The sequence below is a fragment of the Nocardia nepalensis genome, assembly GCF_048910785.1.
Taxonomy (GTDB): domain Bacteria; phylum Actinomycetota; class Actinomycetes; order Mycobacteriales; family Mycobacteriaceae; genus Nocardia; species Nocardia nepalensis.
In genome coordinates this window covers 1-22932 of record NZ_JBKBET010000003.1, presented here as the reverse complement: position 1 = coordinate 22932, position 22932 = coordinate 1, and the positions used below count along the sequence as shown (strand labels likewise).

Below are 22932 nucleotides of genomic sequence, written 5' to 3'. Positions count from 1 at the left end.
CGAATCGTCGGAGGGGTTGTTCATAGGCCGACGACGTCGAGAGCAGGTGGCGGCGCGCCCGGTGGTACCGCCGCCCCTACGGCGCGGGGTGCTCGATCGCGGAAACGATGGTGGCGACGGCGGCCGTCATGGCGGCGTCGAGCTCGTCCATGGCGACGTGTTCGCGCAGCGCCCCGCGCTCGTCGCCGAATACGCTGAGGCGCAAGGTATCCGGGTGCGCCGCCGGTCGGGCGATGATCGCCGCGTACTGGCCTGTCGCGCAGTCGCCGGTGCGCAGCATCCACAACTCGGTCGCGTCGAACCCGTCGAGTACCTCGGGGTCGGCCTCGCGCGTCCAGCCCGAGGTCGGCGTCGCGCCGAACAGGGTGTGCTCGCAGCCCCAATGCTCCTGTGCCGCAACGTCGTGTTCGGTGGGCACGCTGATGTCGAGGTCGTCGTGCCGATACTTCGACCAGGTCGAACACCCGGCGGCGAACCCGGCGACATCGGAGTCCACCACGATCACCTCGCCGACGAACATGGTGTTCTGATCGTCGATGATCGCGCTCGCCTCGGCGTCGTAGTCGCCGAGGTCCTCGGTCGGGATCCGCAGGATCTTCCACGCCTCGGTGTGAGTGGTGTAGACGCCGACGACGCCGGAGGTCACGGCGCGGACAGCGACGCGGGTCATGCTCATGGTGTCCTCGAATCGAGAGGGCCGAACCGCCCTGGGCGAGCGTGTTTACGTGCCCAGGGCGGTGGTCGGGTCAGCGGCGAGTCAGGAGTTCGCGAGCGGCTCGGGCGTGATCCTCGGCTTGCATCAGCTGGAAGATCGCCACCTCGGGCAGGTAGGCCGCGTTGTGGTGGCCGGGTGCACGCCTGATCTTCATCAGGTTGATCCCGCCGAGCCAGCTCAGCGCCGCCTTGATCAAGGCGGCGCGAGCGGCTTGATCGCTCCCCGGCGCGGCGCTCAGTTTGGAGCGGGCCTCGGCCAGCGCGGTGAGTGTCGTGTGCAGGCGCGCGTCGGTCTCCAGCGCTGACACTTCGATCGGATCCGGAAGTGCGCCAAAGGCTTCGGCGATCGCGTGGTAGCTGTCGACCATGAGGGTGTAGATCCTCTCGGCGTCGTCGCGGTTCATTTCGATCCCTTTCGTTGTGGTGATCTGTCGCGCCGGGCGTATCCGACCCCGCCCAACAGCACCGACATTACAACGATAGGGTAGTTATTACAACGCAATGGTCTGCGAAAACTGTTCTATCGCAACAGTTTTCACGCGACGGCTGAAAGTGGCGGATGCCCGGCGCGCTGGGGTGCGCGCCGGGCATCGTCGTGGTCAGCGTCGGATCGAGGTCACCATGTCCAGCGCGAGGTGGGCACGCAGTTCGGTGGCGAGCATCTGGTAGTAGGCCGCTTCGAGTATCCAGTCGTCGGTGCCGTCCTCGTCGGGCTCGACCGCCGCGATGGTCACGGCGGTGAGCCAGCCGAGCAACACCGCCACGACCGCGTCGCCGATCGCCTCGCCGATCGGCATGTCGTGCATCGCGGTGCGCGCGCTGGCCATCTCATCGAGTGCGTCGTCGGGGTCGGCGAGTGCGAGCGGGGTCACGATGATCGGGATCGGTAGTGCGGCAAGAATATTCGCGATGACGCCGTGAGTGTGCCTGCTCAGTACGCCGATCTTTTCCAGGTCGAATTCCTGGTGATACTGGTCGTCGTGCGGGTAGCTCATGGTGAGCCCTTCCTGGTGGTCGGTGATTTGCCCGTCGGGCGGATCCGACCCCGCCCGACGGCACCAACACTACGATGGAAGAGTAGTGATTACAACGACATGATCGGTGAAATCGACTGTCCCTCAATATATTTCACTGCGACTTGCGAAGATAAATTCGTCGCGCTGCGGCGTCCGCGTCGACGGTCGCGCGACGCCAGCGCTTGACCCCGTCCTTGTCCTCGTCCGGGGCGGGGTACTGGCCCCGCGAGACGTAGGCGGCGATCGTGCCTCGGGCTTTGCCGGTGTAGTCGGCGATCTGGGTGATGGTGAGCAGCTCGTCCGGATCGCCGGGTGCGCCAGCGGGCTCGGCGGGGGCCGGTGGTGACCCGATCGCGGCCTCGACGTCGGCGGCGAGGTACTCGTTCCAGCGCCCGCGCCGCCCGACCGGGGCGGGCCAGCCGGGCTTGACCATCCAGACCTTCTGCACGGTGGTCAGTGCGCGACCGTAGCGCGCGGCGATTTCGGGCGCGATCCACCGTGGCGCGGCCGGGCCGTCTGGGCTTACCATCGTGTGTTGACCCCCTTTCTGGGTTGGTCGATTTGTCTGGCCAGCGGGGTTCCGACTCAGAGGTTCGCCTCGCCCCGCTGGCCGTCCAAACCTTCAACGGGCGGATGCCCGGCGCGCTGTGCGCCGGGCATCCGCTGTTGTTCAGTCCTGCAGGCCGTCGAGCTCCTCGATCGAGATCTGGCCGGTGAGCAGGCCGTAGGCGATGCTCACCTGCTCGTGGACCCGGTACATGCTCAGCAGTGCCGCGCGCAGCAGCCACTCCGCGTCGCCGGGGTTGTCGAAGGCGGTGTTGGTCAAGCTCAGCCCGCCCAGGAAGTCGAGTATCGCCGTGTTCAGCACGCTCTCGTGTACCGGGTGCGTCGGCAGCTCGCGCATGAGCTGGCGGGCGTTGAGCAGGGCGTCGATGGCTGCGGAGTCCTGCGCGTCCTCGGGTATCTCGATCTTGATCGGGATGTCGAGTAGTAGCAGGACCTTGGCGATCCGGGCGTGGTTGCGGTCGGTGACCTCGCTGAGTGTGGCCACCAGGTCGTCGTGTTCGTTGCTCATGTGAGCCCCTTTCGGGTTTGTTGGTGATTTGTCCGCCGGGCGGGTCCGACCCCGTCCAACGACACCCACATTACAACGAAAGAGTAGTAATTACAACGCTATTGGCGGGGGTCGTGCACCAGCTCGAACCCGTCGAGTCCCGCCTCGTCGCCGGTGGCCCAGAAGTGCCGGCCGGGCAACTCGCCCGCGGGCAGGCCCGCCTGCGCGGCGATCACCGACGCCGCCACTCGCATCGGTTCCCGGCCCTGATGCCACGGCGTCGCCAGCTGCGCCACCGCGTCCGCGCCCTCGCCGTACACCAGGATGCAGCGCACCTGCACCCGTTCCTCGGTCATGACCGTCATTCTCGTCCATCTCCCTCTCGATCGGCGTGACGCGACGGGTGTCGGTCACAACAGCGGGGCGGCCCGGATCTCACCGAGCCGCCCCGCCGGATGTGCCTTCGGCCGGTGTCTACTGTTCCCCGGCAGCCGTGGCCAGGGCCTGTGGATGTGCTCGCAGGAATCCGGAGGTCCGGCGGAAGCCGAGGTGTGCCGCGATCAGCGGCCATGCCACGCCCGCCTCGGCCATCCACTGCGCGCATGTCACGCGCAGCACGTCCACACCGGGGCGTGCTCCGTCGAGCACCTCGTCGGACACCGCCGCGACGGCCGGAGTCCAGATCCGGCGCACGTAGCGGCGCAGCAGCCCCGGTCCGCTCGCTCCGTCGATGCGGAACAACTCCTCGCTGGTCCCGGCCAGCTCCAGCTGCGCCACCAATCCCTCCGGCAGCCAGATCCGGCGTGGCGCGGGCGAATCCGTCAGCACCCACCGATCGCCGAACCGCCGCCAGTAGCGCGTGACTTCACACGCCCCGGTGCCGGGGTCGATGTCGGTGTCGGCATGGGCGAACGCTTCGGCCATTCGCTCGCCGGAGCAGGCAAGGTAGTCGGTCAACAGCCGCCACTGGGGTGCGGGCATCCGCTCGATGATCGCGGCGTACTGCGCGTGCCGCAGCGGTGTCGGTGGCCGCAGCGGTGAGCGGCGGGCGGCACCGGCAGTGCCGCCGATGGTGTTGTGCGCCATGGTGATCACGCCGCCTTCGCGAATGCCGGGGTGTCGTAGACCGGGGCGGGCAGCGAGATCACCTTCGCCAGCGCGGGCGGCAGCGGGGTGAGCTCGGGCGGCAGCGGCGGCGCGGGCTCGACTCCGACGGCGAGCTTGTCGCCGATCACCGCCGCCGCCTCGGCGGCGGCGCGGCGGTCGAGGTGACCGTAGGTGTCCACGGTCGTCTTGATCGACTCGTGCCCGAGATGGGCCTGCACCACATGGATCGGCACTCCCGCCGAGAGCATCCACGCCGCGCAGGTGTGCCGCAGATCGTGGATACGGGGGCTCTTGCCGTTGAGGGGATCGTTGGCGGCGAGGGCGAGTGCATCGCGGGTGGGCACCCACACGTCCTTGTAGAAGTGCGAAATGCTCACCGGCTCACCGTCTCCGGTGCAGAACAGCCACTCGTCGAGATCGCGGCCGTCCAAGGGCAGCTTGGCCACCAGCCCGATCGGCAGGTTGAGCGTGCGCGTGGACTTCTTGGTCTTGGGCGGACCGAGTCGGCGTTTGCCGCCGGTGTACTTCCACGCCTTATGAATTCGCGCCGTGGCCGCGCGGCGGTTGATGTCGCGCACCCGCAGCGCGGTCACCTCGCCCCAGCGCGCTCCCGAGGCCACCAGGAACTCCACCAGGAGTCGCCACCGCTCCGGTAGCGCGCGCAGTAGGGCGGCGAACTCCTCGGGTTCGAGGTGGCACATCTCCGCGCGCACCACGCGCGGCAACTCGGTCTGCTCGCACGGGTTGGACGGGATCACTCCCCGGCGCGCGAGCTTCTTGAGGATGCCGAACAGGACGCCGTGCTTGTTCGCAATGGTTTTCGCGGCGTTGCCGATGTTCTCGGCGAGGTGGTTGATCCAGCGTCCGATCACCGTCTCGCAGAACACCGTCACCGGTGACTTGGCTCCGAAGAACGGCTCGATGTCGTTGACCAGCACTCGCCGGTACCGGTGCCGGGTGCCCGGTTCCACGGCGGTCATCGCATCGATGATCTCGGTGAAGGCGTCGTGGATGGTGGGCACTTCGCTTGCGGCGGCCTCGTTCTCGGCCTCGGCGTAGAGGAACTTCAGCGCCTCGATCGGACCGTAGAGATGCAGGACCGACTGCCAGCGCTCGGCCTCGTCGAGGGTGTCGAAGCGCTCGGAGCACTGACGTTTGTTGTGCCGGAACAGGACTTGGAAATAGGAGGGGCCGCGCTTGGTGGTGCGTTCGCGGATACTCGACATCTGGTACCTCTGGGGTCGCGCCTACAGGATGTGTAGCTGCGCCGAATCGAGCCTCAGATGCAAGCGAATGATGTTGACCGCTTGTTGACCGCAACCCGGGGGCTATCCGAAAATAGCCCCCGACCTGCGTCTTCTCTGCGGAGGATAGGGGATTTGAACCCCTGAGGGCGTTAACCCAACCCGCGTTCCAGGCGAGCGCCATAGGCCACTAGGCGAATCCTCCGTGGAGCAGCATACCGGGTGTACCCGGTCGGTCACCAAATGGGGCCGTTCGGGCCGGAGAAGTCCCAGTTCGGTGCGGTTTCGTCGCCTTTGGGTCCACCCCGTGATTATCGGTGTCGGATCCGACCGGCTACACTGGCCAACGGATCCCGCGCGGCGCGCATCCTGTGAACTCCCCCAGGGCCGGAAGGCAGCAAGGGTCAACGGGCTCTGCCGGGTGCGCGGGGTCCCCTATATTCACTCCAATTCGGAGCAACCGCCGGGTAACGTGAACACGGTCCGCCGGACGTCGAACGCGCTCGGCCGGATCAACGGTCCGACCGCGGCACATCGGCTCGGACGTCACCCGCCCCTTCGCTGCTTCGAAAGGCTGCCCAGGATGCCCCGGCAAACGCAGATCGGTTTGATGAGCAATCCGGAGCTCGTGTCCGAACACGAGACCCAGACCGCGAATTACGCGACGCTCAAGACCGAGAAGCTCACGCTGGATCTCACGCGGGGAAAACCCTCGCCGGAACAACTCGACCTCTCCGCGGAACTGCTGTCGCTGCCCGGCGCGGGCGATTTCCGGGACGGCACCGGTACCGACTGCCGCAACTACGGTGGGCTGCACGGTCTCCCGGAACTGCGCGCGATCTTCGGTGAGCTGCTCGGGATTCCGGTCGAGAACCTGATCGCGGGCAATAACGCCAGCCTCGAGCTGATGCACGATGTGATCACCTACGCACTGCTGTACGGCACCCCGGATTCCGAGCGGCGCTGGGTGGCCGAGCCCACGCTGAAGTTCCTGTGTCCCAGCCCGGGCTATGACCGGCACTTCGCCATTACCGAGGCGCTCGGCTTCGAGATGATTCCGATTCCGATCCGTCAGGACGGCCCGGATGTCCACGCCATCGCCGCGCTGGTGGCGAACGATCCGCAGATCAAGGGTCTGTGGGCGGTGCCGAACTATTCCAACCCGACCGGTGTCGTCTTCTCCGAAGAGGTTGTCCGGGAACTGGTTTCGATGCCGACTGCGGCGCCGGACTTCCGGCTGTTCTGGGATAACGCCTATGCGGTGCACCCGCTGACCGATACCGCCGCGCCCGTCCTCGACGTGCTCGGTGCGGCGGCCGCCGCGGGAAACCCCAACCGGCCCATTGTCTTCGCCTCCACCTCGAAGATCACCTTCGCCGGCGCGGGCGTCAGCTTCCTCGGTGCGTCCACGCCGAACCTGAACTGGTATCTCGGTCACGCGGCGAAGAAGAGCATCGGCCCGGACAAGGTCAACCAGCTGCGCCACCTGCGTTTCTTCAAGGACGCCGACGGCGTGCGCGCGCATATGCAGAAGCATCGCGCCATTCTGGAACCGAAATTCGCACTGGTGCTCAAGATCCTGGAGGACCGGCTCGGCGCGTCCAAGGTGGCGTCCTGGACCGAGCCGAAGGGCGGCTACTTCATCAGCCTCGACGTCCTGGAGGGCACTGCGGCCCGGGTGATCGCGCTGGCCAAGGACGCCGGAATCGCGCTCACCGCCGCTGGTTCGGCCTTCCCGTACCGGAATGATCCGGAGGACAAGAACATTCGCATCGCGCCCAGCTTCCCGCAGCTGCCGGAACTGGAAAAGGCGATGGACGGTTTGGCCACCTGCGTGCTCTTGGCGGCCACCGAGAAGCTGCTCGGAAAATAGTCGGACAATATGATGGGCGCGCACCGAATCGGTACGCGCCCATCGTATTTCGGCAGTATCAGGTCGCTTCCAGCAGCGCCTTGAGCCGCGCCAGATCGGCGCGATTGGCCCGTCGCATCGCCGTCTCCATGATCGGTGCGGCGATCTTGCCGAATCCACTGGGAATTCCGGTGTTGCGCAGGGTCATTCGGGTGCTGTCCGGTCCGGCGTCCGCCCAGGTGTAGGTCGTCTCCATGGGAAACGGCCCCTGGGCGGTACGCATCACCAGTCGCTCGCCGGGCGTGTACTCGACTACTTCATAGGTGTAGACGAGCTGCCTGCCGAGAAACCGTGCGACGAATTCCATGCGCGAACCGATCCGCAGTGGCGGATCGGTCTGCCAGTCGATGCGGTCGATATTGGCGTACCACTGCGGCGCGTTCGACGGATCGCCCGCGAATGCGGCGACCTGTGCCCGCGGTCGATCGATGACCGCCTCGGTCGATACGTCGACGGCCACGATTCAGCGGGGTTTGTGGGCGAGTACCGCGAACATGGTGACCGACAGGTGGATGTCGCCGGTTTCGGCAGCCCGCTCCAGGTCGGCGATCAGCCGATCGCGCTGGGTCTCGGTGATGGATCCGCGCGCCACCGCCATGGCCGAGATCCGGTTGACGAGTGCGCCGGCGCCGACCGTTCGATCCTGTACCAGCGCGTGCGAGCCGATGTCGTCGATCACCAGGCCCGCCTTGGTCAGCAGTCCGGGCAGTCGGCGGCCGGAGAACGGATTGGTGGTCGCGGCGATCAGCGTGTCGACGACCTCGCGAACAACCTGGCGGTCACCCGGGTGCACGATCGCTGTGCCCCAGTCGCTGTCCACCACCACGACGCGGCCGCCGGGCCTGAGCACCCGGGCGATCTCGCTGGCGGCGCGATTGGGCGCGGTCAGATGCTGGAACACTCGCTCGCAGAGTGCGGCGTCGAAGGTGTTCGCGCCGAACGGCAGCCCGTAGGCGTCGCCGGAGTGGAACTTTGCCGTCGAACCGGCCTGTTCGGCGCGGCGTTGGGCGGAGCCGAGCAGGTGCGGATCGGGTTCGACACCGATCGCGGTGCCGGTCGGGCCGACCGCGTCCGCGAAGGCCATGGCCTCGGTACCGGTGCCCGATCCGATATCGACCGCACTCTCGCCGGGCTGCAGTGCCAATGCCTCGTGTGCCCACGTGCGCAGCCGCCGGATGCCCGGCAGCGCGGCTTGCAGATCGCGCACGTCGACCAGTTGATCCTGGCCCGCGCTGTCGAAGCGATCCGGGCGTAACCCCTGCATATTCATGGGCCCGATTCCGTCTCTAGGTATTGCCGTCGTCTGAGGCATGCGCAGAGCCTACTTGGGGGGTGGGCCCCCCGCACGGTAGGTCTGTGAGGTCGGTCACGATTCCGGCATACCACCGATCCAGGCGGTGCGGAACACTTGGCGGTGTCGAATGAGATGATCGGGGAGCTGATCTTTTCGAGCGACCTGCATGCAGTCGCCAGCGCCGATCTTTTCGAGCGACCTGCAAGCAGTCGCCAGCGTATCCAGCGAAAGGAAGTCCCGTGGCCAAAGCGAAGTCCGCGACTGTCAAGCTGTGTCTCGCGCAAGAACCCGAGGCGGACAAACTCCTCTCCGAGGATCCCTTCGCGCTGCTGACGGGCATGCTGCTGGATCAGCAGTTTCCGCTCGAACATGCCTTCCGCGGGCCGAAGAAGATCGCCGACCGGATGCAGGGCTTCGATATCCAGCGGATCGCCGACGCCGATACCGAGGCGTTCGAGGAGCTGTGTGCCACTCCGCCCGCCATCCACCGCTACGGCCGGTCCATGGCGCGCCGGACCCAGGAACTCGCTCGCTACGTGGTCGAACACTACGACGGCAAGACCGAACGGATCTGGACCCAAGGCGATCCGGACGGCAAAGAGGTACTGCGCCGACTGAAGGACCTCCCCGGCTACGGCGATCAGAAGGCCAGGATCTTCCTCGCATTGCTCGGCAAGCAGCTCGGCGTGCGTCCGGACGGGTGGGAATCGGCGGCGGGGGCCTACTCCGAGCAGGGTTCTCGTCGCTCGGCCGCCGACATCGTCGACGGTGAATCCCTCCTGGAAGTGCGGGCATTCAAGAAGCAGATGAAGGCAGCCGCCAAGAAGTCCTGAGGTCGCTCCGGGTTTGCCTATTGGAATCTGCCTGCATTTTTCCCTCGTGGCAGACCGAGTTCTGGTTGATGCTTTTCCCTCGATAGCAACATCTAGATGAGGGAACGCAGTACATGAGGATGAGGAAGCTCGCCGTTGTCGCGGCGCTGGTGACCATGGCGACCGGGGTGGCCGCGGGCACCTCGGTCGCGGCGCCGACCGCGCCCGAAAGCGACAATGGCGCAATCAATTTCACCGCGGAAGCGGTCAACGATTCATCGATCATCAAGACCGACGCCGGTTCGCTGGTTGTCGAGGACGATGTCTTCGAGATCAAGGCGGCCAACGGTGCCGTGCTCGCGGGCACGCCGCTGAAGTTCAAGATCGATGACTTCGAATTCCCGATCGCCGCACAGATTTCCGATCGCACCGCGACGTTGACCCCGCAGATCGATCGCGAGCACGCGGTCTACAAGCCGGTCGCGCTGCCGTACGAGGACCAGGCGCCGTGGAAGACCCCGTACGACCGTGAGGTCGCGGCCTGGACCCGGCTGACGAGCACCATCTCGGCGGCCGCCACCATCGGCACGCTGGTCGGTGGGCTTGCGGGCGGTGCGGTCGGTTGCGTGCTCGGCGGCATCGCCGGCGCCACGGTCGCCTCGGCCACCATCGTCGGCCTGTTCGGTCCGTTCATTCCGGCCGCCGCCATCGGCTGCCTCGGCGGCATCATCGCGGTCGGCGCGCTCGGCACCCTGGCCGGCCAGATCTTCGTGACCGCCCCGGTCGCGATCGGTGCGGCGATCCAGTACTTCACCACGATCAACCAGCCGTTCGTTTCGCCGAAGTAGCCGACGCGCCGATAACGGCATCCGTGGCTCCACCGTCGCCACGGACACCGGCCCCGCCCAGTACCTCTCGACTGGGCGGGGCCGTTTCGTGCTGTCCGGGCAAGATCATGACCAGGGCTTTTATGCGCGCACATTACTTGCGTTGACATTTAATGCGTATGCATCTAAATTACCGAACGTGACTATGACAGCTACCGCACCCGAGACCCGGACCGCCACATCTACCGAGCACGCCCCAGGCCGTTGGGGCCCGAAGCTGTGGGCCGTGCTGTTCGTCGCCGGTCTGGCGATGTTCCTCGACGCACTCGACGTCTCGATGGTCGGCGTCGCCCTGCCCTCCATCGGATCCGAACTCCGCCTGAATACCGAGAGCCTGCAATGGATCGTCAACGGCTACATCCTCGGCTACGGCGGCCTGCTGCTGCTGGGTGGACGGGCCGCCGATCTGCTCGGCCGTCGGCAGGTATTCCTCACCGCCCTGGTGGTTTTCGGACTCGCCTCGCTGGCGGGCGGTCTGGTCGATGACGGTGCGCTGCTGATCGCCAGCCGCATCATCAAGGGTGTCGCCGCCGCCTTCACCGCGCCGGCCGCGCTCTCGATCATTACCACCACCTTCAAGGAAGGGCGCGACCGCAACCGCGCGCTGTCGATCTTCACGGTCTTCGGCGCCACCGGATACGCCTCCGGCCTGATCGTCTCCGGTCTGCTCACCGGCATCGACTGGCGACTGACCTTCTACGTCCCGGTGCTGGTCGTCGCGGCCGTCGTGCTCACCGCCTACTTCGTGGTGCCGCGCAATATCGAGAAGGAGCAGGGCCGCGTCGACTTCGTGGGTGCCGCGTTGCTGACCGGTGGCATGTTGGCCGCCGTCTACACCATCGTCACCGCACCCGAAAAGGGTCTCACCGCGAGCGTTGTCGCTATCGGTCTCGTCGCCGTCGCCCTGCTGAGCGCGTTCTTCGTGGTGGAGAACAAGGTCGCCCACCCGCTGGTGCGGCTGAGCATCTTCAAGGTCAAGTCGATCGTCCGGGCCAACCTGGCCGCGCTGGCCATCTTCGGCTCCTACATCAGCTTCCAGACGATCGTGTCGCTGTACCTGCAGAACACCCTGGGCTGGGCGCCGCTGAAGATGGCGCTCGCGCTGGCCCCCACGGGCATCATCGTGGCGATCCTGTCCCCGGTCGCCGGCAAGCTGATCGACCGCTACGGCACCACGCCGATGATCATCGCCTCGATGACCTCGTTCGTGGCCGGCTACGTCTGGTTCATCTCCTTCGGCGGCAGCGCCGACCCGAACTACGTCCTCGACTACCTGCCCGCATTCCTGTTGCTGGGCCTGGGCTTCGCGCTCGGCTTCTCCTCGGTCATGGTGCAGGCCACCGAGGGCATCGCCGACCATGAGCAGGGACTTGCCTCGGGTCTGGTGCAGACCTCGGGCCAGATCGGCGGGGCGGTCGTGCTGGCCGTGGTCACCGGCCTGATCAGCGGTGGTGCCGCCACCAGCATCGCGCAGTACCGGCCGGGGCTCTACCTGGTCACCGTGGTCGCGCTGGTCGGGCTGATCGCCTCCGCCACCGCGCTGCTGGCCCGTCGTCAGCTGGTCGCCGACGCGGCCTAACCGAGGAGCCCGGGATCGGGCGAGCCAGTCACCCCTTGGGGGTCGCCGAAGCGGCGGCCCCCATTCGGCTTTTTCGGACAAATCGTGCGGTGGGCCACATTCTTCGCGGAACCTGGTGCGCGGCAAGGATTTCGGAACGAATCACGCATCCGGTGAGTTCCCGCCGCGCCGACAGGGCTTGGTGCGTGGCGATTTCGGTGTTAACTTTGATCCCATGTCTTCGAGCCGTCCGACCGCACTGCGGGTCACTTATGTGACCGCCGCACTGGGTCTGCGACTGCCGTTGACTCGCGAACTGTGTTGTTCCTGCTGCAGCTGAGCCGTTCTTCCGGCTCGTGCGCTGCCCCGCCGCCGCACGTGTAGGCACGTCCCGTCATACGGGACTTCAGCAAGGAATTTCATATGTCCCTCCCTACCCTTGATCGTTCCGCCTCCAGGGTCGTCACCGGTCGTGTCCGGGTTCAGCGCCCGGTCGTCGCGCCGGAACTCCGCATCGCCGACAATCCGGCGGCGGCCGTGCTGCGCACCGCGACCGGCGGCCCGGTTTCGCGCGACAATGCCGCGCGCACAACGGGTTTGAGCATCGCGACGGTCAACCGTCAGGTCTCGGCGCTATTGGCCGCCGGTCTGCTGCGCGAGCGCCCCGACCTGACCGCGTCGGGTGCGGTCGGACGTCCCCGGGTTCCATTCGAAATCGACCACGAGGCCTATCTGACCCTCGGCATCCATATCGGCGCCGCGGTTACCAAGATCGTCGCGGCCGACCTGCGCGGACGCATTCTCGGCGGGCTGGCGATCGCGACCCCGCAGACCGGTCAGGACTTCGCGACCATGACCGTCGCACGCAGTGCCAAGGCCTTCCTGCAGCGCTGGCATCGGCGTAAACCGCTGTGGGCCGGGGTGGCGATCGGTGGGCGGGTCGATCCGCTGACCGGTGTCGTCGACCACCCCAAGTTGGCCTGGCAAGGCGCACAGGTCGGTTCGGTGCTCGGTGAGGTGCTGGAGCTGCCGGTTTCGGTGGCGCCGCACGTCGAGGCGATGGCGGCCTCGGAGCTGTTGCTGCCGACCGGCGAACCGAAGGAGGTGGATCGGCGGGGTGCGCGAACCGCTGGCCCGGGCAGCAGCCTGTACTTCTACGTTCGCGAAACCGCCGGCATCGCAGTGACTTTGGACGGCCGCGTGCACACCCCGAGCAGCGGCCCCGGTTCGATCGCGCACTTGCCGACCGGCTCCGATGTCGAATGCACCTGCGGCCGACGCGGCTGCCTCGAGGTGACCGTCGGTGATCGGTCGCTGCACGCCAGAGCCGTTGGGCGCGGGATCATTCCGGCACACAAGGGCACCGGCGGCACCACCATCGCCGACCTGTACCGCGCCGCCGAGGCGGGCGCGGCGGATGCGCAGGAACTGCTCGCCGAGCGTGCCACCATCCTCGGGCACACCGTCGCGATGGTCCGCGACATGCTCAACCCGGACCGCGTCATCCTCGGCGGCCAAGCCTTCACCGGCTACCGCCCCGCGGTCGCCCATGTGGCCCGCGCCTTCGCTCAGTCCTCCCAACTGCCGCCCACCGATATCCGCATCAGCGGATTCGGCGGCAAGGTCCAGGAATTCGCGGCGGTCGTCACCTCGCTGAGTGCCATCTATGCCGACCCGCTCTCCGCGGTCCGCCGCACCGGGCTGATCGACTAGTCACTGCCACGCTGACCGGCCGCCGCGTTGACCCCCGGCGGCCGGTCGGCCGCGTTGTGCAGTCGAGTGCCTATGGACCGGCTGCCCGAGGATGCGTCGGGGACAGTGAGTCTCGGCCGTTCCGATCTCAATGGCCGCGGCCTCCGGCTCCGGCGAACAGGCCCTCGAGGGCGGTGATGAAGTAGGGGAAGTGGCCCGCGAAGCGTTGCAGGTTGCGGTCGCGTTCGAAGCCGCCGAACCAGTACAGGCCGGGCTGGGAGTCGGCGGCCGGATTCAGGTCGCGGAAGGCGCGGATCCAGTTGTCGGCGCGGCCGCCGATCACCATGAACGGCAGCGCCCTGGAGAAGACCAATTCCTGGTCGGCGGGAGGGATCTGGTCGCGGCTGGTCGCGTCGAGGCCGCGCTGCAGTGCGCGGATCTGGCCGACGAGTTCGCGGCCCTGGGCGGTGCGCACCGGTAGGAAGCGCGGCAGCAGCACGGTCGCCACGCCCGCGAGCAGGATCGCGATACCGACCAGCGCGCTGCCCGAGGTGAGTGCCAGCGCGATGGTCGCGGCGATACCGCCAACGATCAGCGCCCCGCCCAACAGGATCGGCAGGCCGATGCGGGCCCGATCGATGAATGCGCCGCGCTCGACCGCATCGGCGAGCATCGCGGTGCGCACCGACTGGGCCTGTACGCGGCCGGGCGCGCGCAACTCGCCGACTGTCACCGATTTGGTGCCGTCGGGCAAAAGCATTGCGTAGACGGCCTTTTCATAATCACGCAGTTGATCGTCGGGTGCGTTGACCCGGTCGATGCGCCAGTCGCTGTCGCTGATGGGAGTGATCCACAGGTACCGGCGCACCGCGAGGTCGATCACCGTGGTCGCGATATCGCCCGGATCCACATGCTCGTCGAGCAAGACGCCCGCCTCGCCCGGCAGAATGCCGTCGGGGGAGGTGAACTGGACGTGTTGGCCATTACGCAGCAACGGGTCGATCGTTTCCGATCCTGCTGTGGCAGCGCCGTTTTCCCGCCGGGCCTTTAGCACATAAGCTGCCAAACCTGCCAGCACGAGCAGCAATACCCCGAACGCGACCAGCACCGGAGTCGTGAAGGAGAAGGCACCCGCTTGCTTGCCGTCGCGGACATCGGCGTTGGCGGGCACGGTGCCGGGCGGCAGTTGCAGGGTCAGGTCGATATTGTCGCCCTTGTGCAGGTCGGTCTGCTTCCAGAAGAGCACCCCGTCCGCCTCGATCTGCAGATCGGAGCACTGCCGCAGATTGCCGGGCGGTCCGAGTTTGCAGTCCACCACGCCCATTTCGTAGCTCGGGCTGATCAGCGAGGCGTCGATCGAGGCGACATCGGCATTGATCGTGCCGAGCCAGCGGAAGACCTGGGTGCCCGGTGCGTCGCTGACCGTATTGTGGATCGCGTAGGTGAAGGTCGACTCACCCGGCTTGGCGTCGATGGTGAACAGATCGTTGGCGACCGTGGCGGTGCCCGCGCCCTTGGTATCGACATCGGTGACCTTGAAGACGCGTTCCACGTCCTCGCCCACCTTCAGCCGCAGCGGCAGTGTCATCTTGAATTCGCTGTCGGCGGGGACGACCACCTTCTCGGTGACCTCGAGCACGCCGTCCCGGCTCAGTTTCAGATCGGCGACGATATTCACACCATCGGTTGCGGGCTCCGCGTGGGCAACCGGTGCGGCGCCCAGCATTCCCGCGGTGGCGAGAAGTAGTGCGCTCGCGGCGCCCCCCCGTAAAGTCAGCATGGCTGCCTACTCTAGACAAGTTGCTATTCTGCGTCAGCAGCCCGGCGCGAGCGACGGGCCGGCGGTAGCGCTCGGATAGTACAGTCGGCCGGAGGCCGCCCGTTGAGGGTGGCGGTGGGTGACGGGCGGGCCCATGAAGGGACCCGGGAGCGCCGCAAGACCTACACTGTCGGCGATCATGGAAACGAGGGGGTACGGGGGCGTGACACAACCACCGTACGGCTATGGACCGGTTCCGCCTGGTGGACAACCGGTTCCGCCGCGTCCAGGGCCCGGCTCGCCGCATGGACAGCCGGTCTATCGCCCCGCCCCCGGCCAACCGGGTTACGGCCAGCAGCCCGGATATGGCCAACAGCCCGTCTACCCACCCGGATACGGCCAGCCGACGGGTTATGGTTCGCCGCCGGGATATGGCCAGCAGCCTGGTTATTCGGCGTACGGACCACCCGGACAGCGCGCGCCGATGCCGGCCCCGATGCCCTACGGCCCGCCCGGACGCCCACCCCAGCGCCGCAAGCGCGGCGGCGGCTGGGTGGCATTGCTGTTGGTCATCGTCTTCGTCGTAGCGGGCGGCCTGGTGCGCAATGCGGTCGCACACGGCAGGATCGGCAGCACCGCATCGGGTCCCGGCCCGAGCATCACCTACACCCCGGATTCCGGCGGCGGCGTATCGGAAACCGGAACCAATCCGCTGCTGACCGATCCGAACACCACCTTGATTCCGGCGAAGTGCTCCTATGCGCCATGGAGTACGCAGGTCGACACCGCGCGCAAGTTCTTCGAAACGGCCGCCGGATGTCTGGAGTCGGCCTGGAAACCCATTCTGGCGCAGAAGAATCTGCCGTTCCAGTCGCCGACGCTGAACGTCAGCGCCAGCACCGATGGCATCACCACGCCGTGCACCGGATCCACCAGCAATTTCGCCGCGTTCTACTGCCCGGCGAACAAGACCATCTATATGCCGCTCAGCCAGCTGCAGACCGACCTGTTCAAGGACAACTGGATCGTCTACCTGTCGGTCTTCGCCCACGAATACGGCCATCACGTCCAGGCGATGGCCGGAATCCTGCGCAAGGCCAATAGCGATCGCGTCGACGCGGGTGTGCGCAGTGAGAAGGGCTTGGAATTGTCGCGCCGAATCGAGTTGCAGGCCAACTGCTTCGACGGAATGTATCTCGGCTCCTCCGCCAATGGCGGTTCGTTGACCACGGCGCAGATCACCGTCGCCCGCCGCGACGCGCACGGCCGCGGCGACCAGCGCGGCGATATGCGCGATCACGGGACCGCGGCGAACGGCGGGGCGTGGTTCGAGATCGGCGTCGACAAGGACCGTGCGGCACAGTGCAATACGTTTACGGCCTCGACGGGTTCGGTGTCGTGAGCAGATGACGCAACCGCCCTACGGCTATGGTCCGCCCGGATCGCAGCCGCCCGGTTATCAACCCGCACCGGGGTATCAGCCGCCGCCCGGATACCAACCACCGCCCGGCTATCAGGCGGGATATGCCCCGCCGCCGGGTTATCCGCCCGGCTATGGTCCACCGAACGCGGCGCCCTATGGTCCGCCGGTGCCGTACCAGCGGCCGGGTTATCCGCCGCGTCCGTACCCGCCGCGGCGGCGCGGCTCCGGCGCCGGGCTCAGTGCGCTGCTCGGTGTGCTCACGGCCATCGTTCTGGTCGTCGGACTGCTTGTCGCATCAGCGATTTCGGCCGACAACGAGAAGAAGCGCAACCGCCCGTCGGCCTACACCCCACCGACGCCGAGCTACACCTACACTCCGCCGACTTCGTCGACGACCTCCTCGCCCAGCCCGACGACGCGCGCCGCGGCGGCGGCGACCACAACCCGCGCCGCCGCGCCGACCACGACGAAACCCGCTGGGCCGCAACCGGTTGCCGCCCTCGGGGATAATCCGCTGTTCAGCGACGAGAGCAACGGGCTGATCAATGTCGACTGCGACTATCCGGCCTGGTCCGCGAATTCCGCGGCGGCCCTTGCCTTCTTCGAGGCCGCCGCGGCTTGCCTGGATAAGAAGTGGCGACCCGCCCTGCAGAGTGCGAACTTGCCGTTCTCCAGCCCGAACGTGACCGCGCCCGCCCGAGCGGCGGATGAGCCGTCACCATGCACCTCATCCGGTGGTAACTATGCGGCGTTCTACTGTTCGGCAAACCACACGATCTACATGCCGCTGGACAAGATCCAGGTCGAGAAGTACGGCAATGATGTGGTGATCTACCTGGCGGTCTTCGCGCACGAATACGGCCACCACGTCCAGGCGATCTCCGGGATCATGGGTCGGGAGAGTAGTGAGCGCTCCGAGGCGGGCGCACGCAGCGCCCGGGGGCTGGAGTTGTCGCGCCGCCTGGAACTAGAGGCACAGTGCTTCTCTGGAATGTATGTAGGCACCTCGACCTACGACGGCACCTTCAATGCGGCGCAGCAGCAGCGCGCCACGCAGGACACCTACGGGCGCGGCGACCGCCAGGGTGATGCGCGCGATCACGGCAGCGGGCAGAACGCCGGGGATTGGTTCGCCCAAGGCGCCAAGTACGACAGAACATTCCAGTGCAACACCTGGAAGGCATCTTCGGACTCGGTCTCGTAGCAACCGCTTTCGGGTGTCGAGGGATGCAGAGCGACACCTGGCCGTTGCCCAGCGGAATAGCCGCTCTACGTGCCGGTTCCGCGATGGCGTCAGCCAGGTGTCGTAGTGCTACCGCGTGATCAGTGATCTCCGCCGTGCGGCTGCCCGAAGTGACCCTCGCCGAAGCGCCGCGGCGAATGTCCGTGCACGCCTTCGGCGTACGCGGTCTCCGCATGCAGTGCGAAGTCGATGCCCGCGGTCTCGTCTTCCTTGGTCACCCGGAATCCGAGCAACCGGTCGATGGCCTTGCCGAGTACGAAGGTGACGGTGAACGCGTAGGCCGCGGCCACCAGCACGCCGACCAGCTGCTTGCCCAGCTGGGCGAACCCGCCGCCGTAGAACAGACCCTCGACGCCACCGGTCATCACCTGGTTGGCCAAAAGGCCGATCAGCAGCGTGCCGACAATGCCGCCGACGAAGTGCACGCCCACCACGTCGAGCGAATCGTCATAGCCCGCCTTGAATTTCCAGCCCACCGCGAACGAACACACCACACCCGCCGTCAGGCCGACGATCAGCGCGCCGAGCGTATTCACCGAACCGCAGGAAGGGGTGATCGCGACCAGTCCGGCCACCACACCCGAGGCCGCGCCGAAGGTGGTCGGCCGACCGTCGCGGATCTGCTCGACCGCGAGCCAGCCGAGCATGCCCAGACAGCCCGCCACCAACGTGTTCAGGAACACCGCCGCCGCAATGCCATTCGCGGTCAGTGCCGACCCGGCATTGAAACCGAACCAGCCGAACCACAGCAGACCCGCGCCGAGCAGCACGAATGGCAGATTGTGCGGACGCATCGCCTCGGTCTTGAAGCCGATGCGCGGGCCGAGCACGATGGCCAGCGCCAGCGCGGACGCACCGGAGGCGATCTCGACGACCATGCCGCCCGCGTAGTCGAGCGCGCCGAAGGAGGCCAGCCAGCCGTCCGGACCCCACACCCAGTGCGCGATCGGCACGTAGACCACCAGCGCCCACAGCGGGACGAAGACCATCCAGCCGGAGAACTTCGCGCGGTCCGCGATGGCGCCGCTGACCAGTGCCGCGGTCAGGATCGCGAAGGTCAGCTGGAAGGTGGCGTACAGCAGTTCCGGAATCGTGCCGTGTACGGAATGCGGGTCGATACCCGCCATGCCGAAGTGGTCGAGGTTGCCGATCAGGCCGCCGCCCGCATCCTCGCTGAACGCGAGGCTGTAACCGGCCAGCAACCAGACCACGGTGACCAGGGGGATCGCGATGAAGTTCATCATCAGCATGTTGAGCACGCCGGTCGAGCGCACCATCCCGCCATAGAAAATGGCCAGGGCCGGTGTCATCAGCAGCACCAGGGCAGTGCTGATGAGCAGCCAGGCGGTGGCCGCGGGATCGATGGTTGAGGACACGGGGTAACTCCTTCCACGCGTGAATGCGTTGCGAAGAAATTACCGAATGCTCACAGCGGGTCCGAGCACCGCTATGGGTATCGGCCCAGACAGTTCAGCGCCGCGACTTCTTGGCCAACGCCCGCAGGCCGCGCCGTCCGGGCACCGGAAGGTCATCGCGCACGGCCATCCATTCGGCGGTGGTTAGCCACCGCCGCTGGATGCGCGCGTCGGCGGTGTCGTGGAAGATCCGGCGGCCGCGATCGTCGCGCAGGTCGTAGGCCAGGGTGGACCAGCGCGGCGGGCGGTCGTGCTCGGTCAGGTGGTCGTTGAGATAGCTCGCGATGATCGTGCCGATCATGTTGACCGGTCGCAGCGAGACCCGGTTGCCGTATTTGGCGGAGTAGAAGCGCCTTGCGGCACATAGGGATCCGGCGTTGGCGTTGGAGGCGATCCAGCCGGCCCGCTGTGCGCGTTCGACCAGCCAGAGGTGTTTCACCGCGCTCGGCGCGATATCGCCGATCCGGTCCCGGATCAGCGCCATTACCGGTTCGGACTGCAGCACGTCGCGTCGCGTCGGGCCGGTGCCGTGCGCGAGCCAATGGTCCTCGGCCAGTCGGGCCAGCACCCGGCCGAAGTCGTCGATGCTGCGCTGGGCGCGGCGACCCAGGCGTTCGATGCGCTCGGCCTCGCGGCGCATCTCGTTCTGGGCGGTGAGGGTGCGGATCGCCGCCATGGTCGGCACCTGGCCGCGCTCTAGTAGCTCGAGGATGGCGGTGGCGGTCGCCGGATCGGCCGCGGCGGCCACCGGTAGGGAATCGCGCTTGATCGCGAAGTCCTCAGGGCTGATGGCCCGGCTGAGCAGGTCGACGGCGGCATGGTCGTCGGCGAAGTCTGTGCTCGAAAGCCAGGCGGCGGCGATGTCGTCACACGACACGGTGGAAATTTCCTCCGGTGGAAGCGGTGTGAGTTCGGCAAAGAGCGCCGGAAGAGCTGTGGAGATTTCAGGTTGTGCCCCGGTCGGGATGAGGGACCGGCCGGGGCCACCAACCTGATGAAGGTTTGGCTACCGAAGTTGCCGCTAACCACGGTAGCCAGGCAATTGCGTTGATGTCATCATTGGTGACGGATTCGTTATCTCCGCAAAAGGGCCCAGAACCAGGGCGTGAGTTCAAGTAATCGACGCCAAGGGCACTGGACAGGTGCCAAAATTACCTGTTCGTCCGTTATTGATCTTCGATTGCTCCGGCGTTGCCGCCTTCGGCGCTGATCAGCGGGGGCTAACAAAGGTTTGAGCATCTTGTGATCTACGTCACATTTCTGCCACGAAACGCCCGGCAGCACGCCGCGCCCGGCCTGTCGGTCGGCGGGAATGGGCATTGTCGGTGGGCGCCGGTAACCTCTGGCCGTGGCTCTGTACCGGAAGTACCGACCGGCAACGTTCGCTGAAGTGGTGGGTCAGGAGCACGTCACCGACCCGCTGAGTACCGCGCTCGACACCGGTCGCATCAGTCATGCCTACCTGTTCTCCGGTCCCCGGGGCTGTGGCAAAACCTCCTCGGCGCGCATCCTCGCGCGCTCGTTGAACTGCGTGCAGGGCCCGACCTCGACGCCGTGCGGTGTCTGCCCGTCCTGTGTGGCGCTGGGTCCCGGTGGTCCTGGCAATCTCGATGTGATCGAGTTGGACGCCGCGAGTCACGGTGGTGTCGACGACACCCGCGAACTGCGTGACCGGGCCTTCTATGCGCCCGCGGAGTCGCGCTATCGGGTGTTCATCGTCGACGAGGCGCATATGGTCACCACCGCGGGCTTCAATGCGCTGCTCAAGATTGTCGAGGAGCCGCCGGCCCACCTGATCTTCATCTTCGCGACCACCGAGCCGGACAAGGTGCTGCCCACCATCCGCTCGCGCACCCACCACTATCCGTTCCGGCTGCTGCCGCCCGCGACCATGCGCGGACTGCTCGGGAAGATCTGCGAGCAGGAGCATGTGCCGGTCGAGGAAGCGGTGTACCCGCTGGTGATCCGCGCGGGCGGCGGGTCGCCGCGCGATAGTTTGAGTGTGCTCGACCAGCTGCTCGCGGGCGCGGGTCCAGAAGGTGTCACCTATTCGCGGGCCGTTTCCCTGCTCGGTGTCACCGATGTCGCGTTGATCGACGATGCGATCGACGCACTCGCCGCCGGCGACGGCGCCGCCCTCTTCGGCACCATCGACCGCGTCATGGAGGCGGGCCACGACCCGCGCCGCTTCGCCGTCGACCTCCTCGAGCGACTGCGCGACCTGATCCTGCTGCAGGCCGTCCCCGACGCCGCCGACCGCGGCCTGGTCTCCGGCCCCGGCGACGTCCTGGACCGCATGCGCGAACAGGCCGGGCGCACCGGCCCCGCCACCCTGGCCCGACACGCCGAACTCCTGCACGAGGGCCTCGGCGACATGCGCGGCGCCACCGCCCCCCGCCTCCTCCTCGAAATCGTCTGCGCCCGCATGCTGCTGCCGTCGGTCTCGGACGCCGAATCGGCGACCTTGCAACGCCTGGAGCGCCTCGAACGCGGCATCGCCACCGCGGCGATACCCCCCGGCGCCGCCCCGACCCCATCCGCCGACTCACCGTCCCCGGCGCCCCAGACCGCACCCGCGCCCCAGCCGACCCCGCCCCGCGCCGCAAACGAGCCTCCACGCCGCCGAGGCGCGGAACTCCTCGCCGCCGCCCGCCGCGAAAAGGACGCCACCCGCGCAGGCGCGAGCCCTGCGAGCGCTCCGGCGCAGGCTGGTGCTCCGGCGCAGGCTGGTGCTCCGGCGCAGGCTGGTGGCTCAGCGCAGGTTGGTGGTGCGGCGCAGGTTGGTGGTGCGGCGCAGGTTGGTGGTGCGGCGCAGGTTGGTGGCTCGGCGCAGGCTGGTGGCGCGGCGCGGACTGGCGCGCACTCTGGTGGTGCGGCGCAGGGTGACGCGCAGGCTGGTGGCGAGGTGCGGAGTGCTGCTCCGGGGCTGAGTCTGCCCGCGGAGCGTGCAGCGGCTGCCGAACAACGCTCGACCGCCGGGCGAAGTGCTGGTCCGGATGGGGTTGTCGGTGCGGATGCCGCCCGTGCAGAGCAGCCTGTCCAGGGGGCTGCTGGGCGAGCTGTCGCTGACGAGCAAGGTGCAGCCGCAGGACGGCAGGCCGATCCCAGGCAAGCCGACTCTGGGCAGGCCGATCCCGGGCAGGTCGACCCCGGGCCGGATTTCGCTTTCGTGCCCGGCGATTCGACAGCGGAGCGAGAGCGGGTTGATGCCTCGGCCGCCGAGTTCGATGATCGCGTCGTCGCGACCGGTCCGAGTGGGGTCGAGGATTCGACCGAGTCGGCTGGTAGCGCGGCCTCACCTGTCGGCGCTGGGTCGTTGGAATCTGGAGCGGCGCAGGCGATTTCGGAGGTGACCGCACAGGAAGGTCAGCAGGCGGCCGGGGTCGCGGATGCCGTACCGGCTCCGGCGTCGTCGAATCATGATGTTGTGCAGACGGTTTCGGCTGAGCAGGCCGGACGGGCTGTGGGTGAGCAGGCGTCGGCCGCCGGTGCCGTGTCGCCTCGAACGGGCGAGTCGACGGCCGGGCCAGGTGCGGGCGCTTCGGAACGAGGTGCAGCGCAAAGCGTCGAGGCGCAGCGGAATGCCGAGGTGCAGGCGGGTGCGGGGTCGAGTGCCGAGGGGCGGCCGGGTGGGGCGCCGAGCGGCGAGGTGCGGCCGGCTGCGGGGCTGGGCGACGAGGTGCGGCCAGGTGGGGAGCTGAGCGGTGAGGTGCGGTCGGGTGGGGTGCCGAGTGCTGAGGTGCGGCCGGCTGCGGGGCCGAGCGGCGACGTGCGGCCGGGTGCGGGGCTGAGCGGCGACGTG

General features: G+C 67.4%; 20 protein-coding genes, 1 tRNA gene, 1 other RNA gene and 1 pseudogene. 9 read left to right on the top strand and 14 right to left on the bottom strand.

Going from position 1 to position 22932, the window contains the following annotated elements; translation table 11 throughout:
• Positions 1 to 76: 76 nt before the first annotated feature.
• The 9 genes from ACHQ4I_RS00605 to ACHQ4I_RS00565 form a co-directional block, all read right to left on the bottom strand.
• Positions 77 to 670 carry a hypothetical protein gene (locus ACHQ4I_RS00605; protein ID WP_420769651.1) on the bottom strand — a complete coding sequence of 198 codons (594 nt, stop codon included), beginning with the start codon at positions 668 to 670 and terminating at the stop codon, positions 77 to 79.
• A gap of 76 nt (positions 671 to 746) precedes the next feature.
• The gene (locus ACHQ4I_RS00600; protein WP_420769650.1) at positions 747 to 1118 is read right to left on the bottom strand and encodes a hypothetical protein; all 372 of its coding nucleotides are present in this window, start codon (positions 1116 to 1118) and stop codon (positions 747 to 749) included.
• Between the two features lie 195 nt (positions 1119 to 1313).
• Positions 1314 to 1709: a hypothetical protein gene (locus ACHQ4I_RS00595; RefSeq protein WP_420769649.1), complete on the bottom strand. Its 396-nt coding sequence runs from the start codon at positions 1707 to 1709 to the stop codon at positions 1314 to 1316.
• A 133-nt stretch (positions 1710 to 1842) separates the two neighbouring features.
• Positions 1843 to 2259, bottom strand: a complete 417-nt coding sequence (locus ACHQ4I_RS00590; protein WP_420769648.1) for a helix-turn-helix transcriptional regulator — start codon at positions 2257 to 2259, stop codon at positions 1843 to 1845.
• 141 nt (positions 2260 to 2400) lie between these two features.
• Positions 2401 to 2805, bottom strand: a complete 405-nt coding sequence (locus ACHQ4I_RS00585; protein ID WP_420769647.1) for a hypothetical protein — start codon at positions 2803 to 2805, stop codon at positions 2401 to 2403.
• Between the two features lie 98 nt (positions 2806 to 2903).
• Positions 2904 to 3140: a hypothetical protein gene (locus tag ACHQ4I_RS00580; protein ID WP_420769646.1), complete on the bottom strand. Its 237-nt coding sequence runs from the start codon at positions 3138 to 3140 to the stop codon at positions 2904 to 2906.
• A 118-nt stretch (positions 3141 to 3258) separates the two neighbouring features.
• Positions 3259 to 3870, bottom strand: coding sequence for a site-specific integrase (locus ACHQ4I_RS00575; RefSeq protein ID WP_420769645.1), 612 nt, complete (start codon positions 3868 to 3870; stop codon positions 3259 to 3261).
• 5 nt (positions 3871 to 3875) lie between these two features.
• Positions 3876 to 5117, bottom strand: coding sequence for a tyrosine-type recombinase/integrase (locus ACHQ4I_RS00570; protein WP_420769644.1), 1242 nt, complete (start codon positions 5115 to 5117; stop codon positions 3876 to 3878).
• Between the two features lie 138 nt (positions 5118 to 5255).
• A tRNA-Ser gene (locus ACHQ4I_RS00565) sits at positions 5256 to 5340 on the bottom strand.
• Between the two features lie 140 nt (positions 5341 to 5480).
• Here ACHQ4I_RS00565 and ffs point away from each other — a divergent pair.
• Both ffs and ACHQ4I_RS00555 read left to right on the top strand, forming a co-directional pair.
• Positions 5481 to 5575, top strand: an RNA gene (ffs, locus tag ACHQ4I_RS00560) — signal recognition particle sRNA small type.
• 143 nt (positions 5576 to 5718) lie between these two features.
• Entirely contained in the window at positions 5719 to 7008 is a 1290-nt protein-coding gene (locus ACHQ4I_RS00555) for an aspartate aminotransferase type Ic (protein WP_420769643.1), read from the top strand.
• A gap of 58 nt (positions 7009 to 7066) precedes the next feature.
• Here ACHQ4I_RS00555 and ACHQ4I_RS00550 read toward each other — a convergent pair whose 3' ends face one another.
• Together ACHQ4I_RS00550 and ACHQ4I_RS00545 are read right to left on the bottom strand one after the other, a co-directional pair.
• Entirely contained in the window at positions 7067 to 7507 is a 441-nt protein-coding gene (locus tag ACHQ4I_RS00550) for an SRPBCC family protein (protein ID WP_420769642.1), read from the bottom strand.
• A 3-nt stretch (positions 7508 to 7510) separates the two neighbouring features.
• The gene (locus tag ACHQ4I_RS00545; protein WP_420769641.1) at positions 7511 to 8359 is read right to left on the bottom strand and encodes a methyltransferase domain-containing protein; all 849 of its coding nucleotides are present in this window, start codon (positions 8357 to 8359) and stop codon (positions 7511 to 7513) included.
• A 221-nt stretch (positions 8360 to 8580) separates the two neighbouring features.
• Between ACHQ4I_RS00545 and ACHQ4I_RS00540 the strand changes: the two genes are divergently transcribed.
• From ACHQ4I_RS00540 to ACHQ4I_RS00525, 4 genes are all read left to right on the top strand, one after another.
• Entirely contained in the window at positions 8581 to 9174 is a 594-nt protein-coding gene (locus ACHQ4I_RS00540) for an HhH-GPD-type base excision DNA repair protein (RefSeq protein ID WP_420769640.1), read from the top strand.
• Between the two features lie 113 nt (positions 9175 to 9287).
• The gene (locus ACHQ4I_RS00535; RefSeq protein ID WP_420769639.1) at positions 9288 to 10001 is read left to right on the top strand and encodes a DUF8020 domain-containing protein; all 714 of its coding nucleotides are present in this window, start codon (positions 9288 to 9290) and stop codon (positions 9999 to 10001) included.
• Between the two features lie 184 nt (positions 10002 to 10185).
• Positions 10186 to 11619, top strand: a complete 1434-nt coding sequence (locus ACHQ4I_RS00530) for an MFS transporter (RefSeq protein ID WP_420770152.1) — start codon at positions 10186 to 10188, stop codon at positions 11617 to 11619.
• A gap of 402 nt (positions 11620 to 12021) precedes the next feature.
• The gene (locus ACHQ4I_RS00525) at positions 12022 to 13311 is read left to right on the top strand and encodes an ROK family transcriptional regulator (protein WP_420769638.1); all 1290 of its coding nucleotides are present in this window, start codon (positions 12022 to 12024) and stop codon (positions 13309 to 13311) included.
• Between the two features lie 127 nt (positions 13312 to 13438).
• Here ACHQ4I_RS00525 and ACHQ4I_RS00520 read toward each other — a convergent pair whose 3' ends face one another.
• The gene (locus ACHQ4I_RS00520) at positions 13439 to 15070 is read right to left on the bottom strand and encodes a DUF2207 family protein (RefSeq protein WP_420769637.1); all 1632 of its coding nucleotides are present in this window, start codon (positions 15068 to 15070) and stop codon (positions 13439 to 13441) included.
• A 463-nt stretch (positions 15071 to 15533) separates the two neighbouring features.
• Between ACHQ4I_RS00520 and ACHQ4I_RS00515 the strand changes: the two genes are divergently transcribed.
• Entirely contained in the window at positions 15534 to 16451 is a 918-nt protein-coding gene (locus tag ACHQ4I_RS00515) for a neutral zinc metallopeptidase (RefSeq protein ID WP_420769636.1), read from the top strand.
• A 4-nt stretch (positions 16452 to 16455) separates the two neighbouring features.
• Positions 16456 to 17676, top strand: coding sequence for a neutral zinc metallopeptidase (locus ACHQ4I_RS00510; protein ID WP_420769635.1), 1221 nt, complete (start codon positions 16456 to 16458; stop codon positions 17674 to 17676).
• Positions 17677 to 17795: 119 nt separating this feature from the next.
• On the opposite strand, the gene ACHQ4I_RS00505 is transcribed toward ACHQ4I_RS00510, so the two are convergent.
• Both ACHQ4I_RS00505 and ACHQ4I_RS00500 read right to left on the bottom strand, forming a co-directional pair.
• Positions 17796 to 19091 (bottom strand): ammonium transporter, encoded by a 1296-nt coding sequence (locus ACHQ4I_RS00505; RefSeq protein ID WP_420769634.1) that lies wholly within the window; start codon positions 19089 to 19091, stop codon positions 17796 to 17798.
• 94 nt (positions 19092 to 19185) lie between these two features.
• Complete coding sequence (locus ACHQ4I_RS00500) at positions 19186 to 20007, bottom strand: hypothetical protein (RefSeq protein WP_420769633.1); 822 nt, start codon at positions 20005 to 20007, stop codon at positions 19186 to 19188.
• A gap of 471 nt (positions 20008 to 20478) precedes the next feature.
• Between ACHQ4I_RS00500 and ACHQ4I_RS00495 the strand changes: the two are divergent.
• Positions 20479 to 22113 (top strand): annotated as a pseudogene (locus ACHQ4I_RS00495) (DNA polymerase III subunit gamma and tau); the annotation flags it as partial.
• Positions 22114 to 22932 lie beyond the last annotated feature (819 nt).

Bases quoted from the DNA above. Each gene is read 5' to 3' on its own strand.
- ACHQ4I_RS00605 (WP_420769651.1), bottom strand. From the start codon at position 670: ATGACCCGCGTCGCTGTCCGCGCCGTGACCTCCGGCGTCGTCGGCGTC.
- ACHQ4I_RS00600 (WP_420769650.1), bottom strand. From the start codon at position 1,118: ATGAACCGCGACGACGCCGAGAGGATCTACACCCTCATGGTCGACAGC.
- ACHQ4I_RS00595 (WP_420769649.1), bottom strand. From the start codon at position 1,709: ATGAGCTACCCGCACGACGACCAGTATCACCAGGAATTCGACCTGGAA.
- ACHQ4I_RS00590 (WP_420769648.1), bottom strand. From the start codon at position 2,259: ATGGTAAGCCCAGACGGCCCGGCCGCGCCACGGTGGATCGCGCCCGAA.
- ACHQ4I_RS00585 (WP_420769647.1), bottom strand. From the start codon at position 2,805: ATGAGCAACGAACACGACGACCTGGTGGCCACACTCAGCGAGGTCACC.
- ACHQ4I_RS00580 (WP_420769646.1), bottom strand. From the start codon at position 3,140: ATGACCGAGGAACGGGTGCAGGTGCGCTGCATCCTGGTGTACGGCGAG.
- ACHQ4I_RS00575 (WP_420769645.1), bottom strand. From the start codon at position 3,870: ATGGCGCACAACACCATCGGCGGCACTGCCGGTGCCGCCCGCCGCTCA.
- ACHQ4I_RS00570 (WP_420769644.1), bottom strand. From the start codon at position 5,117: ATGTCGAGTATCCGCGAACGCACCACCAAGCGCGGCCCCTCCTATTTC.
- ACHQ4I_RS00555 (WP_420769643.1), top strand. From the start codon at position 5,719: ATGCCCCGGCAAACGCAGATCGGTTTGATGAGCAATCCGGAGCTCGTG.
- ACHQ4I_RS00545 (WP_420769641.1), bottom strand. From the start codon at position 8,359: ATGCCTCAGACGACGGCAATACCTAGAGACGGAATCGGGCCCATGAAT.
- ACHQ4I_RS00535 (WP_420769639.1), top strand. From the start codon at position 9,288: ATGAGGATGAGGAAGCTCGCCGTTGTCGCGGCGCTGGTGACCATGGCG.
- ACHQ4I_RS00530 (WP_420770152.1), top strand. From the start codon at position 10,186: ATGACAGCTACCGCACCCGAGACCCGGACCGCCACATCTACCGAGCAC.
- ACHQ4I_RS00525 (WP_420769638.1), top strand. From the start codon at position 12,022: ATGTCCCTCCCTACCCTTGATCGTTCCGCCTCCAGGGTCGTCACCGGT.
- ACHQ4I_RS00520 (WP_420769637.1), bottom strand. From the start codon at position 15,070: ATGCTGACTTTACGGGGGGGCGCCGCGAGCGCACTACTTCTCGCCACC.
- ACHQ4I_RS00515 (WP_420769636.1), top strand. From the start codon at position 15,534: ATGCCGGCCCCGATGCCCTACGGCCCGCCCGGACGCCCACCCCAGCGC.
- ACHQ4I_RS00510 (WP_420769635.1), top strand. From the start codon at position 16,456: ATGACGCAACCGCCCTACGGCTATGGTCCGCCCGGATCGCAGCCGCCC.